Below are 13,586 nucleotides of genomic sequence, written 5' to 3'. Positions count from 1 at the left end.
GACGTCGACTTCCAGTCGCGCCTCAACCCCGCCGACCGCATCGAAGTCCTGTTCTCGCAGCCCGATGGCGACGACCAGACCTCGGATAGCTCCGAGCTTCTTTACGTCTCGGCGACGTTCGGCGGCCAGACGCGCAACTTCTACCGCTTCCAGATGCAGGACGGCAGCACCGACTATTTCGACGAGGATGGCTCGAGCGCCGAGCAGTTCCTGTTGCGCAATCCCCTGCCCGCCGGAAAATTCCGCTCCGGTTTCGGCGCCCGCAGGCATCCGATCCTCGGCTATGTCCGCATGCACACCGGCGTCGACTGGGCGGCGCCGATCGGCACGCCGATCATCGCCGCCGGCAACGGCACTGTCGAGAAGGTCGGCTGGGCCGGCGGTTACGGCAAGCAGATCATCATCCGCCATGCCAATGGCTACGAGACGTCATACAATCACCAGAGCGCCTTTGCCAAAGGCATCGAACCGGGCGTGCGCGTCCGCCAGGGTCAGACCATCGGCTTTCTCGGCCAGACCGGCCTCGCCACCGGTCCGCATCTTCACTACGAGCTGATCGTCAACGGCACCAAGGTCGATCCGATGCGTGTCCGCCTGCCGGTTGGCAAGGTGCTGAAGGGCGACGACCTCGTCGCCTTCAAGCGCGAGCGCGAGCGGATCGACGAACTGCTGAAGCAGGAAGACAGCGATTCGCTGAAGGTTGCGAGCGCCAAGATCGACGGTTGATCCGCTTCAGCCTTGCGGATTTTCGGCACGCCGCGGCCATGGTAGCCGCTCACCGGAAATGGTCGTCCAGGCGATGACAGCCGCAAGCAGGCAAAGCACCGCGGTCACCGAAGAGACCACGGCAAACGCGGCATCGCTGGCGGCGAGCCTTGCCGCATCGACGGCCGGCGCAAGTCCAGCCGTCGCCGGCTCGCCAAAGCCAGGCACGCCGGGCGTTGCACTGCCATCCAGTGCATTCGCGTAGACCCAGGCGGCGAGCGAGCCCATCGCCGCCACCGCGATCAGGCCGCCTATGCGCGAGACGGCGTTGTTTATGCCGGAGGCCGCACCCGTATCCTTGTCTTCCACAGCCGTCATGATCGCGGTCGACAGAGGCGACACGACCAGCGCCATGCCGAGCCCCATCAGCGCCATCAGCGGGAATGTTCCTGTCCAGAAATTATGGATGCCGGCATGGGTGAGCAAGGCAAGTCCGGCAAAGGCGAAAGCCACGACGAGGCTGCCGCAGGCGATTGGAAAACGCGGGCCGATCCGGTCCGACAGTTGGCCGACCGGTCCAGACAAAAGTGCGATCGCCGCCGACAGCGGCAGGAAGATGAAGCCTACCTCGGCCGTGCTCAGTCCCCAGCCGGCGATCAGCAGCATCGGCAGGTAGAAAAGATTGGCCGAGAGCGCGAAATAGAGGAAGAACGTCGCGGCATTGGCGCCTGCGAAAGCGCCGACGCGAAACAGGCTGAGGTCGATCATCGGCTCGCGCTGCCGAAGCTCGAAGACGATGAAGACCGCCAGCAACAAGACGCCGACAGCAATGCTCGGCCCAGCCATGTGGCTCTCGCCGCTGGCGCTCACCGAGGTTAGCCCGTAGGCGAGCGCGCCGAAGGCCAATGTTGCGAGCGCGGCACCGCCGAGATCCAGGCTGCGTTTCTCCGTTGGCGCGTCGGCCGGAACCTTGGCCAGCAGAAGATAGATCGAGATCAGTCCGAGCGGCAGGTTGATGGCGAAGATCGCCCGCCAGATGCCGTCGCCGAAGGCCGACAGCACGAAGCCGCCGACCACCGGGCCAAGTGCCGTGGTCAGCGCCGAAGCCGCCGCCCAGATGCCGATCGCCCGGCCGCGTTCCTTTTTCGGATAGGCCTTGGCGATGATGGCAAGGCTGCCCGGCACCATGATTGCCGCGCCAATGCCCTGGACGGCGCGAAATGCGATCAGCACCAACGCATTCGGCGCCAGTGCACAGGCCAGCGAAGCGGCAATGAACAGCGCAATGCCTGCCACGAAGGCACGGCGCAGCCCGAATCGATCGCCGGCAGCGCCGCCCGCGAGGATCAGCGCCGAGAGCGTCAACGCATAGGCATTGGAAATCCACTGCGCCTCCGCCAGGCTGGCGCCGAGATTGACGCGGATCGCCGGCGTGGCAATGGCCAGGATCGAACCGTCGATGAAGCCGAGCGCGGAGGCCAGGATTGCCGCGATCAGCACAAATCGTCGCCGCGATCGCGGACAGAACGTTCCATTCGTGGCCGGATTGGTCAGCGGGACGGCGGCCGCTTCACTGGGTGAATGCATGGAACCTCGTTAGACCTCCAGCGTACCGGCAACAACCGGCCAGTGGGCTGCTGTCCTTGAAACCAGCCACATTGCCAGGATTGCGCTTGTCCTGCTGCAAACGGCGGCAGCCATGTTAGGTTTCCTGGAAACGTGCAGACGGGGAGAAATCGATGAAGCGGCCACTTGAAGCATCGGCGGAGGGACGCGGCCGTGTCGTCGGCATTACCGACGGGGTGTTCGCCATCGCGCTCACCCTCATCGTTCTCGAAATCAGGGTGCCGGCGCACGAGGCGGTGCATTCCGAACGCGAGCTGCTTGCCGCGATCGCGGCACTGGCGCCGCGCTTCCTGACTTACGCCTTGAGTTTCCTGACGTTGACCATCTTCTGGTTTGGCCAGCAAGCGCAGCATGGTTTGATTGCCAGGTCCGACCGACGGCTTGCCACGCTCAACCTCTGCTTTCTCGCCTTCATCGCCCTACTGCCGTTCTCGACCGACCTTCTCGCCGACTTCCTCGAGTTCAGAACAGCGGTCGCCGTCTACTGGCTCAATCTGCTGATGCTCGGCGTCACGCTGTTCGCCAGCTGGCGCTATGCGGAGAAAAACGGCTTCGTGGCAGAGAACGTCGACGCGGAAACCAAACGCACGGTCTATCTGCGCATCGTCAAGGCGCAGATCCTGTGGGCGATCGGCGCTGCATTGTGCCTGATAGCCCCGCTGCTCAGCGTCGGCTTCATCTTGGTCGTGCAGTTGGTCTATGCCGCCGCACTTCGCAGTTCACTGCTGCGCAAAGTCATCGGCTGAAGGTCCGCCGACAAACTCGACCGTCACACCCGGCGAAACGAGCTTGGCCAGTTCCCGCGCATCCCAGTTGGTCAGCCGTACGCAGCCATGGCTCTCGGTCTTGCCGATCTTCGACGGGTCCGGCGTGCCGTGGATGCCGTAGGTCGGCTTGTCCAGGGCGATCCAGACCGAGCCGACAGGACCGTTCGGCCCAGGCGGAATGGTCAGCACCTTGTCGTTCTGGCCCTGCTTGAAATTGATGCTGGGGTTGTATGTATAGTTCGGATCGAGCGCCACGCGCGATACGGTGTGCGTGCCGGACGGTGACGGCGTGTCCGACGAGCCGATGGTTGCGGGATAGGCCGCGACCAGTCTGCCGCCGGCATCGTAGGCGAAAACCTCTTTCTTGCCCTTGTCGGCGACGATGCGGGCAACCGGCGTCGAGACCAGCCGACCGAAATTGGCAACCTTGACGATCGTGCCGGGCCGATTGAAGTTGACGTCCGGGTTGAGCGCCTTGAGATAATTTTCGTCCATGTGGAAGCGCTCCGCCAGCGCCTCGGTCACCGACGTGTAGCCCATGCGGTCGAGCTGCGCCTTCTGGCTGTAGTCTTCCGGGATCGAGGCGACATAGGGACCGGCCGCATCCTCCGGTGTGATCGTATAGTTGGCGAAGGCATCGCCGCCCGATTGCGCCAGTGCCGCCTGGATGCCGACCGCATCGGTCGACCGCAGACTGGCGCCGGTGATCTGGTTGTAGGCGGCCAGCGCCTTGTCGACATTCGAACCGAAGCGCCCGTCGATGACGCCAGGCGAAGCCCCGCCCCGATCGAGCAGTACTTGAAGTGCGGCAACATCCTGCCGGGCTCCCAGCGAAAGCGCCGGGGCAACAGCGGTCTTGTCGCCTGACTTCGGTGGCAGTGCCGCCTGGTCGCCGGGCAGAGATTCCGGCTGGGCAAGGTCTATCGAGGCCTCGTCCAGCGGCTGGCGCTTGATGATACCTGGCTTTGCCGGCTGCGGCGCGTCGGGATAATCGTTGTCGACGCTGCCATCGTCCTGCGGTGCCGGCGGATAGGCTTCCACGGAATTGTCCCCATAGGGATCGTATTCGTCCGCCGGCGGCGGGATAACCCGGCCTTCCTCTTCCAACTGCTTGCGGCGGAACCGCGCCATGTCTTCCGGATCGTCGAGATAGTAGCGGTCGTCGCCATCAGGGGCGCGGCCCAACTCGCGCAGTCGTGTCTCGCGGCGCAACGCGCGACGGTCGAGCCGGGTCTGCGGCGGTTGGATAGCGATGACCTTGCCGGTATCGGCGTCGACGATGACGCGGTTGCCCCTGGCATCGTAGTAGATGTCGAGATTGCCGTCCTGAGCGACAAGGATGCCATCATTGGCAGCACGGACAATCGGCGGTGCGCGATCCTGCGTCAGGGCGGCGAGGGCATTGGAAGACAAAAGCCCGCCGGCAAGTACCGAGAGGGTGAAGATCGTGCGCAGCATAGTGGCGAAACTCTCCGGTCCGTAATTGCCGCCGCCCGGCAGTGTCCTCTAGAGCGCCGCGTGTCCTTTCGGGCGCGCAAAGGACGCTCTAGCATTCAAATCTCCGTATCGCGAAAATCGAATCCGATTTTCGGGCCGATTCGGTAAGGCGAACCCCTTCGCCAGCAAACCAGTCAACCCACCCTATGGTTCCAATATGAACCGGGCATGAAGATGGCGGTTTTCCGGCGCCTCGCGGAATATTAACTAGCTTCCGGCAAGTCCCAATTCCCTGCGCGCCTGCTTGGTCAACTTCAGGGCGACAAGGCGATGGCTCTCGCGCAGATAGTCCTTCAGCGCGGCATCATCCATGCTCTGGCTTGTCCGACGCTGGATCCATGTCATGCCGCGCGAGGCAAGATAGGGCGCGGGCCGCAGGCCTGGCTGCTCCTTGAGCACATCATAGGCGATGTCGGAGCATTTGAAGGTGACGAAGAGCTGCTGGCCCTGGTCCCAGCCGCCGATCGCGAAGACCTTGGCTCCGACCTTCCAGACATGGGCGCCGCCCCATTGGACGACGTGGCTCGTCGAGGGCAGCGAGGCGCAAAAGCCGTTGTAGTCGTCCAGTGTCATCCGCGCCCCCCGTTTTTAATGCATGTCGCCCAAAAGTGGCCCCGGTTTTGGGAAGAACGACATGCATACGACAAAGACCTAAGACGCCGCGCGTCCGGGATGGACGCGCGGCGTTGGATCAGGCTGCCACTTCCGCCGCGACGATCGTCGGCTTCGAGCGGAAATTCAGCCGGTCGGAACCGGCTGTCACCTTGACGGTCGAGCCGTCGAGGATGTCGCCGAGCAGGATCTTCTCTGCCAGCGGGTCCTGCAGTTCCTTCTGCATCACCCGCTTCAGCGGCCGTGCGCCATAGGCCGGGTCGTAGCCCTTGGCTGCCAGCCAATCGACCGCCTCCTGGTCCAGCGAAAGCGTGATCTTGCGGTCGACAAGCAGGCTCTCCAGCCGCTTGAGCTGGATCTCGACGATGCGGCCCATATCCTGCCGGCGCAGCCGGTGGAACAGGATCACCTCGTCGACGCGGTTGAGGAACTCTGGCCGGAACGACGCCTTGACGACGTTCATCACCTCGTCGCGAACCGCATCGACATCCTGATCCTCGCTGAGATTGACGAGATATTCGGCGCCCAGGTTCGACGTCATGATGATCAGCGTGTTGCGAAAGTCGACCGTGCGGCCCTGCCCGTCGGTCAGGCGGCCGTCGTCGAGCACCTGCAGCAGCACGTTAAAGACGTCCGGATGCGCCTTCTCGATCTCGTCGAACAGCACGACCTGATACGGCCGGCGCCGCACCGCTTCGGTTAGCGCGCCGCCTTCTTCATAGCCGACATAGCCGGGAGGCGCGCCGATCAGCCGGGCGACCGAGTGCTTTTCCATGAACTCCGACATGTCGAGGCGCACCATGGCGCTCTCGTCGTCGAACAGGAAGCTCGCCAGCGCCTTGGTCAGCTCGGTCTTGCCGACACCCGTCGGGCCGAGGAACATGAACGAGCCGATCGGCCGGTTCGGATCCTGCAGGCCGGCGCGGGCGCGCCGCACCGCTTTGGACACAGCCTGCACCGCCTCGCCCTGGCCGACGACGCGCTTGCCGATCTCGTCTTCCATGCGCAACAGCTTGTCGCGCTCGCCCTGCAGCATCTTGTCGACCGGAATGCCGGTCCAGCGCGAGACGATATGGGCGATATGGTCGGGCTGGACCACCTCTTCGACCATGCCGGCCTTGCCGTCCTGGGCCTCGGCCTCCTTCAGCTTCTTTTCCAGTTCCGGGATCTTGCCATAGGCAAGCTCGCCGGCGCGCTGGAATTCACCCTTGCGCTGGGCAATGGCAAGGTCGTTGCGCGCCTCGTCGAGCTGCTTCTTGAGGTCGGCGGCGAGCCCGAGCTTCTGCTTCTCGGCCTGCCACCTGGCTGTGATCTCGGTCGATTCCTCCTCGAGGCCGACGAGCTCCTTTTCCAGGCGGGCAAGCCGGTCCTTCGAGGCATCGTCCGTCTCGACCTTCAGCGCCTCGCGCTCGATCTTGAGCTGCATGATGCGGCGATCGATCTCGTCGAGTGCTTCGGGCTTGGAATCGACCTGCATACGCAGCCGCGATGCGGCTTCGTCGACGAGGTCGATCGCCTTGTCGGGCAGGAAGCGGTCGGCGATGTAGCGGTTGGACAGCGTTGCCGCCGCCACCAGCGCCGAATCCGAAATGCGCACCTTGTGGTGCTGCTCGTACTTCTCCTTCAGGCCGCGCAGGATCGAAACGGTGTCTTCCACCGTCGGCTCGTCGACGAACACCGGCTGGAAGCGGCGGGCAAGGGCTGCATCCTTCTCGACATGCTTGCGATACTCATCGAGCGTGGTGGCGCCGACGCAGTGCAACTCGCCGCGCGCCAGCGCCGGCTTCAGGAGGTTTGATGCATCCATGGCGCCTTCAGCCTTGCCGGCACCGACCAGCGTGTGCATCTCGTCGATGAACAGGATGATGTTGCCGTTGGCCGAGGTGACCTCGGAGAGCACGGCCTTCAGCCGCTCCTCGAACTCGCCACGGTATTTGGCACCGGCAATCAGCGCGCCCATGTCGAGCGCCATCAATTGCTTGTCCTTCAGCGATTCCGGCACGTCGCCATTGACGATGCGCAACGCCAGGCCCTCGGCGATCGCCGTCTTGCCGACGCCGGGTTCGCCGATCAGCACCGGATTGTTCTTGGTGCGGCGCGACAGCACCTGGATGGTGCGGCGGATCTCGTCGTCACGGCCAATCACGGGGTCCAGCTTGCCGGCGCGGGCATCGGCGGTCAGGTCGCGCGCGTATTTCTTCAGCGCGTCGTAGCTCTGTTCGGCACTCGCCGAATCGGCGGTGCGGCCCTTGCGGACATCATTGATGACCTGGTTGAGCGCCTGCGCAGTCACGCCGGCCTTGGCCAGTATGTCGGCGGTCTTGGCCGACTTTTCCATGGCGAGCGCCTGCAAGAGCCGCTCCACCGTGACAAAACTGTCGCCGGCCTTCTTGGCCAGCTCCTCGGCGGTCGAGAACACTTTTGCCAGCGGCTGCGCCAGATAGAGCTGGCCATTGCCGCCCTCGACCTTGGGCATCGCCTCGAGCGCCGCCTCGACCCCAAGCTTGACGTCACGGACGTTGCCGCCGGCGCGTTCGATCAGCGACGCGGCCAGACCCTCGTCGTCGTCGACGAGCACCTTCAGGATGTGTTCAGGGGTGAATTGCTGATGGTTGCGGGAAAGCGCCATGGTCTGCGCGGACTGGATAAAGCCGCGCACGCGCTCTGAGTATTTCTCAAGGTTCATATCTGTCTCCTTCCATCACCGGCCCGCTTTGCGGCACCGGATCCGATTGCGGTGACGGACCCGCCCATTCGAGCCGGGTCCAGTTGAGGCTGATATGGTGCACAGGCCCCGAACCCTCAAGACGTCTCGATATCGGCAACTGCATAATATTGCACGGCCGCACAAACGAAAACGGCGGAGATTTCTCTCCGCCGTCCAATGTCTTGAAATGCCGTTCGATCAGTTGTCGATGTCGACATTGACCGGTTCAGCATTGCCGCTGTCGACCGGGGCCGTCACTGCCTCGCCGGAATTGGCATTGTCGCTGCCGCCATCAACCTGATCGGCGTTGACGCGCGGGCGGCGCGGACGCCGCGGGCGACGGGCAGCGGCACTTTCGGCGGCTGCCTCGTTGAGTTCGGCTCGGGCGGCAAGACCTGCCGGCGACAGGTTCTCGAACAACGGGGCCGGTTCGGCTGCCGCAATGGATTCGGTGGATTGGGTCGGCGACGCGGCTTCGGCCTGGATCGGGGCCTCATTGCGCTGGGGCTGGCCGCCTTGTTCGGCGGACGAACCATGGTCGCGCGGACCATTCTGCCCGTAACCGCCATTGGGGCGACGATCGCGATGGCGCCCGCCATTGTTGTCGCGGCCGCCATTGTTGCGCCCGCCATTGTCGCGGCCACCTTCCCGGTTGAGCGCGACCTCGGCCGGCATGCCTTCGATGACCGGCTGCGGCCCGGCGCCATGGTTGACTACCGGGATCTGGGGATCTGAAACAGTGTTGCCACCGCTGCCGGCATTGTCGAACTCGTCGCGATCCTCGTCGCCGTCGTCGTCGAAATCATCGCGATTCTGTTGCGCGTTCTGGATCGGCATCTGCGCCTGAGCGGCCGCGATGATGCGATTGTAGTGTTCGGCGTGCTGGAGATAGTTCTCCGCCATGACCCGATCGCCGGAGCTTTGCGCATCACGGGCAAGGGTGGCGTATTTTTCAGCGATCTGCTGAGCCGAGCCGCGGATCTTCACATCCGGGCCGTTGCTCTCGTAGTTGCGCGTCAGGGGGTTCGGCCCCTTGCGGTTGTTGTTGTTATTATTGTTGTTATTGCTGCCGCCGCCGCTATTGTTGCGACCGCGCATGCGCCTGTTCTGCTGTTGTGGCCTCATCAAACTCTCTTCATTTTGAAATTTTCGAAAAACTCTTCACGAACGGAGGCGCTCATGCAGCCAGCCGTTTCGTCTCTTCACCGGCGTTCGCCCGCATCGATTGCGTTGGCGCCACGTGCCATCCTGTTCCGGTTACATCACTTGCCGGACGATTCCCGCACGAAGCTTGGGCATCGTTTGCGCAAGAAGGCAGCTATTTCCAAGGAAAACCGAATCGCTAAGAGCACTGCCTGCTTCGTCTCATCCGGTTAACGCGACCCTAGCCGCATTCCCCGGTATTGCCAAGCGCTTTTTTGCACTGCGTCAAGGCTTAATCCTTTCAAAGACAAGAACCCTGTCGTTTCCGCCGAGGTCACGAAAAGCACCGCCCGGCACGTAGCCGGCCGCAGCGAATATCTCGCAGACCTCATTGCGTTGCATGTGGCCGATCTCGACCACAATCCTGCCTTCAGTTTCCAAAAACCTTGCCGCCTCCGCGGCGATGGTCCTGTAGGGGTTCAGACCGTCCGCGCCACCATCCAAGGCCAGGCGCGGGTCGAAATTGCGGACTTCGTCCTGCAGATTTCCAATGTCTTCGGAGGGTATATAGGGAGGGTTTGCGGCAATTACATGGTACCGGCCGGAAACTTTTTCGAACCAGTCCGATCGCAGCGCCGTGAACCGACCTGCAAGGCCCAGTTGGCTGGCATTGCGGGTCGCCGTCGCCAGCGCATCAGCGGACAGATCGACGCCGGTGGCGTTGGCTGTCGGCACGGCGCTGAGCAGCGCCAGCGCAATGGCGCCGGTGCCGGTACCAAGATCGAGGATGCGGCATGCGCCTTCCCGCGCCGCAATTGCCTCGATGAAGGGCAATATCGCCTCGACCAAAGTTTCGGTATCCGGCCGCGGCTCCAGCGTTTCCGGCGACAGCGACAGGCGCAGGCCGTAGAATTCACGATAGCCGAGGATGCGATGCACCGGTTCGCCGCCGGCGCGGCGTCTCAGGGCGGCATCGATTGCGGCAACAATGCCGGCGTCGATCCTGCGTTCGGGGTCCGCGATGGCTTGCGTGCGCGTCGTGCCGGAAAAATGCTCGACGATCAGCCGCGCATCCAACACCGGGTCAGCGACACCGGCCACGACAAGGCGGTTCCGCGCTTCCCGCAGCAGCGGCCCGAGCGTGTCGGGCAGTTGGTCAACCATCGATACCGATATCGGCGAGCAGCTTCGACTGGTGATCGGCGATCAACGCGTCGATGATCTCGTCGAGTTCGCCCATCATCACCCGGTCGAGCTTGTAGAGCGTCAGGTTGATGCGGTGGTCGGTGACGCGGCCTTGCGGGAAATTGTAGGTGCGGATGCGTTCCGAGCGGTCGCCGGAGCCGACCTGCGACTTGCGCGATTCGGAGCGCTCCTCGTCCGCCTTGCCGCGCTCCAGGTCATAGAGCCTAGCCCGCAGGATCTGCATCGCCTTGGCGCGGTTCTGGTGTTGCGACTTCTCCGCCTGCACCACCATGATGCCGGTCGGCAGATGGGTGATGCGGACAGCCGAATCGGTGGTGTTGACGTGCTGGCCGCCCGAGCCGGAGGCGCGCATCGTGTCGATGCGGATGTCTTCGGCCCTGATGTCGATGTCGACCTCTTCGGCTTCCGGCAGCACGGCGACGGTTGCCGCCGACGTGTGGATGCGCCCGCTCGCCTCGGTCGCCGGCACGCGCTGCACGCGGTGCACGCCCGATTCGAATTTCAGATGCGCAAAGACGCCCTTGCCCGACACCGTGGCGATGATTTCCTTGAAACCGCCGGCATCGCCATCGCTGGCTGAGGCCGTCTCGAAACGCCAGCCGCGTTCTGCAGCATAGCGCTCATACATGCGAAACAGGTCGCCGGCGAAAAGCGCTGCCTCATCGCCGCCGGTACCGGCGCGGATTTCCAGGATGGCGTTCTTGTCGTCGGCGGCATCCCTGGGCAACAGCAGGATCTGGATGTCCTTCTGCAGCGCCTCGATGCGGTCCTCGACCTCCGGCAGCTCGGCCTCGGCAAGTGCCCGCATCTCGGCATCGGTGCCCTTGTCGGCAAGCATCGCTTCGAGGTCGGCCTGCTCATGCTCGGCCAGGCGCAGCGCCCTGACCTTGGCCACCATATCCTGGATCTCGGCATATTCGGATGCCATCCGCACATAGGCATCCGGCGCCGGGCCAGCCGACATCTGCGCTTCGAGCATCTCGAAACGCTTGACGACTTGATCCATACGATCGCGGGGAAGGTTGACCATGATGAGACTGTTACAATGGGATCGAACGGTCGTCGGCAAACGCCTGCAGCAGCGCCCGCATCGGCAATCCCTGCGCCGGCGCCATCAGATTGTCGTCGAAAAATGCCTCCAACTCGTCCAGCGGCAGTTCCGTCAGCATTGCCTTGACCGGGCCGATCGAAGCCGGCGACATCGAGATCGAGCGGAAGCCAAGGCCGATCAATGCCATCGCCGAGATCGGCTTGCCGGCGAGTTCGCCGCACAGGGTCACCGGCGTATGGTTGCGGACACCGGCATCGGCGATCTGCTTGAGCACCCGCAGGAACGGCGCCGACAGCGTGTCGAAGCGGTTGGCCAATTGCGTGTTGCCGCGGTCGACGGCCATGACGAACTGGAACAAATCGTTCGAGCCGACCGAGACGAAATCGACAGCCTTCATCAATTCGTCAAGCTGGAACAACAGTGACGGCACCTCAAGCATCGCCCCCAGCTTGAGGCTGGTCGGCAGATGATGGGCAAAACGCGACAAATGCCGCACCTCGCGGTCGATGATCTCGCGCGCCTGGGCGATCTCGCCAAGCTCGGTCACCATCGGCAGCATCAGCTTGAGCTCACGCCCGCCACTGGCTTTGAGCAAAGCGCGGATCTGGGTGCGCAGCAGTCCCGGCCGGTCAAGCGTCAGGCGGATCGCCCTCCAGCCAAGCGCCGGGTTCTCTTCCTGGATCGCTCCCTTGAAATAGGGCAGCACCTTGTCGCCGCCAATATCGATGGTGCGGAAGGTGACCGGCTTGCCGCGCGCCGCTTCGAGCACGTCGCGGTAAAGCTTTTCCTGGGCCTCTGCACGGGGAAATGTCGAGGCGACCATGAACTGCAATTCGGTGCGGAACAGGCCGATGCCGGCCGCACCAGCTTCGGCAAGCTGCGGCAGGTCGACGGCAAGCCCGGCGTTCATCAACAAATCGACCTGGACACCGTCCCTGGTCGTCGACGGCTTCTTGCGCAGCTCGCGATAAACCTCTTGCCGGCGCGCCCGGAAACGCACCTTTTCGGCATAGGCGGCTTCAAGATCGGGCTGCGGCCGCAAATGGATAACGCCCTCTTCGCCGTCGACGATGATGGCGTCGCCGTTTTCCGCCATGGAAACGGCGCCCTTCATCTGTCCGGCGACCGGAATACCCATGGCGCGCGCGACGATGACGACGTGGCTGGTCGCAGCGCCATCCTCGAGCACCAGACCACGCATCTTGTCCCTGGGATAGTCGAGCAGCTCGGCGGCGCCCATCGAACGGGCGACGATGATGGCGTCCTTCGGCAGCGATGCGGCGACATCTTCCGGCCCGCGCCCCATCAACTGGCGCAAGAGCCGGTTGGCGAGATCGTCGAAATCGCTCATCCGCTCGCGCAGATAAGGGTCGGTCATGTGCAGCATGCGCGCGCGCATGTCGCTCTGCACCTTTTCCACCGCGGCCTCAGCCGTCAGGCCATTGCGGATCGCCTCTTCCAGCCGGCGCACCCAGCCGCGGTCGTTGGCGAACATGCGATAGGCTTCCAGCACCTGGCGATGCTCGCCCTCGAAGGCGACGTCGCGGCGTTCTAGCATGTCGTCGATGGAGAGCCTGAGCGAGCTGAGCGAGGTTTCGAGCCGGCGGACCTCTTCCTCGCTGTCTTCGTTGAACAGATTGGTGACGACGATGCGCGGCTCATGCAGCACGACATGGCCAAGCCCGACGCCTTCATTGAAGGACAGGCCGGTGAAGCTGACCGGACGGCGCAGATCGAGTTCGAGGCCGGGCCGCGTCAGCCGCGCCAGATCGCCGGTGGCGATCATCTCGGCGATCACCATCGCCGTGGTTTCCAGCGCCTCGACCTCGTCGTCGCGATAGTGGCGCATGGTCTTGTTCTGCACCACCAGCACGCCCAGCGTGCGCCCTGCCCGCAGCACCGGCACGCCGAGGAAGGAGTTGTAGATCTCCTCCCCGGTTTCCGGCAGATAGGCGAAGGCCGGGTGTTCCTGCGCATTGGACAGGTTGAGCGGCCGCGCGCTGGCCGCGATCGTGCCGACCAGGCCTTGCCCCAGCCTGAGCTGCGCCAGGTGGACGGCGTTCGGGTTCAGACCTTCGGTGGCATAGAGTTCGAGCACCGAATCGGCGCGCAGCACATAGAGCGAGCAGACTTCGGCGACCATGTTGGAGGCGATGTCGCGCACAATCCGGTCAAGCCGCTCCTGCGGCTCCAGCGGCTCCTGCATGAGCTCGCGGAGCCGTTTGAGCAAAACGCGCGGGCCACTGGCCTGATCACGCATCGCGGCTTCTTC

General features: G+C 63.8%; 10 protein-coding genes (1 of these 10 running past the window's edge). 2 read left to right on the top strand and 8 right to left on the bottom strand.

Annotation, left to right across the window (positions count from 1 at the left end; translation table 11 throughout):
- Positions 1-726, top strand: partial view of a M23 family metallopeptidase gene (locus ACSQ3L_RS08690; RefSeq protein ID WP_436159568.1) — the end only. It extends 1,242 nt beyond the left edge of the window; 726 of the gene's 1,968 nt are visible here — the last part of the coding sequence; its start codon lies off the left edge, out of view; the stop codon is at positions 724-726.
- Between the two features lie 6 nt (positions 727-732).
- Here the strand turns inward: ACSQ3L_RS08690 and ACSQ3L_RS08685 are convergent, their stop codons facing one another.
- Positions 733-2,292 (bottom strand): MFS transporter, encoded by a 1,560-nt coding sequence (locus ACSQ3L_RS08685; protein ID WP_436159567.1) that lies wholly within the window; start codon positions 2,290-2,292, stop codon positions 733-735.
- A gap of 152 nt (positions 2,293-2,444) precedes the next feature.
- Here ACSQ3L_RS08685 and ACSQ3L_RS08680 point away from each other — a divergent pair, with 152 nt between their 5' ends.
- Positions 2,445-3,077: a TMEM175 family protein gene (locus ACSQ3L_RS08680; protein WP_436159566.1), complete on the top strand. Its 633-nt coding sequence runs from the start codon at positions 2,445-2,447 to the stop codon at positions 3,075-3,077.
- Here ACSQ3L_RS08680 and ACSQ3L_RS08675 read toward each other — a convergent pair.
- The 7 genes from ACSQ3L_RS08675 to ptsP all read right to left on the bottom strand — a co-directional run bounded on the left by ACSQ3L_RS08675 (position 3,051) and on the right by ptsP (position 13,574).
- Complete coding sequence (locus ACSQ3L_RS08675; RefSeq protein WP_436159565.1) at positions 3,051-4,556, bottom strand: L,D-transpeptidase family protein; 1,506 nt, start codon at positions 4,554-4,556, stop codon at positions 3,051-3,053. The genes ACSQ3L_RS08680 and ACSQ3L_RS08675 overlap by 27 nt on opposite strands.
- A 246-nt stretch (positions 4,557-4,802) precedes the next feature.
- On the bottom strand, positions 4,803-5,168 hold the full coding sequence (locus ACSQ3L_RS08670) for an MmcQ/YjbR family DNA-binding protein (RefSeq protein ID WP_436159564.1): 366 nt from the start codon (positions 5,166-5,168) through the stop codon (positions 4,803-4,805).
- Positions 5,169-5,286: 118 nt separating this feature from the next.
- On the bottom strand, positions 5,287-7,893 hold the full coding sequence (clpB, locus tag ACSQ3L_RS08665; protein ID WP_436159563.1) for an ATP-dependent chaperone ClpB: 2,607 nt from the start codon (positions 7,891-7,893) through the stop codon (positions 5,287-5,289).
- A 219-nt stretch (positions 7,894-8,112) separates the two neighbouring features.
- Positions 8,113-9,039: a DUF4167 domain-containing protein gene (locus ACSQ3L_RS08660; RefSeq protein WP_436159562.1), complete on the bottom strand. Its 927-nt coding sequence runs from the start codon at positions 9,037-9,039 to the stop codon at positions 8,113-8,115.
- A 303-nt stretch (positions 9,040-9,342) separates the two neighbouring features.
- A complete protein-coding gene (gene prmC / locus ACSQ3L_RS08655) occupies positions 9,343-10,221 on the bottom strand; it encodes a peptide chain release factor N(5)-glutamine methyltransferase (RefSeq protein ID WP_436159561.1) in 879 nt (292 codons plus the stop codon).
- Positions 10,214-11,293 (bottom strand): peptide chain release factor 1, encoded by a 1,080-nt coding sequence (prfA, locus tag ACSQ3L_RS08650; protein ID WP_436159560.1) that lies wholly within the window; start codon positions 11,291-11,293, stop codon positions 10,214-10,216. The genes prmC and prfA overlap by 8 nt, the downstream gene beginning before the upstream one ends.
- 10 nt (positions 11,294-11,303) lie before the next feature.
- Positions 11,304-13,574 (bottom strand): phosphoenolpyruvate--protein phosphotransferase, encoded by a 2,271-nt coding sequence (gene ptsP, locus ACSQ3L_RS08645; protein WP_352632293.1) that lies wholly within the window; start codon positions 13,572-13,574, stop codon positions 11,304-11,306.
- Positions 13,575-13,586: the final 12 nt, after the last annotated feature.

Source organism: Mesorhizobium sp. LjRoot246 (assembly GCF_964254115.1).
Classification (GTDB): domain Bacteria; phylum Pseudomonadota; class Alphaproteobacteria; order Rhizobiales; family Rhizobiaceae; genus Mesorhizobium.
The sequence above is the reverse complement of the archived record's forward strand: the minus strand, read 5'-3'. Positions and strand labels throughout refer to the sequence as shown.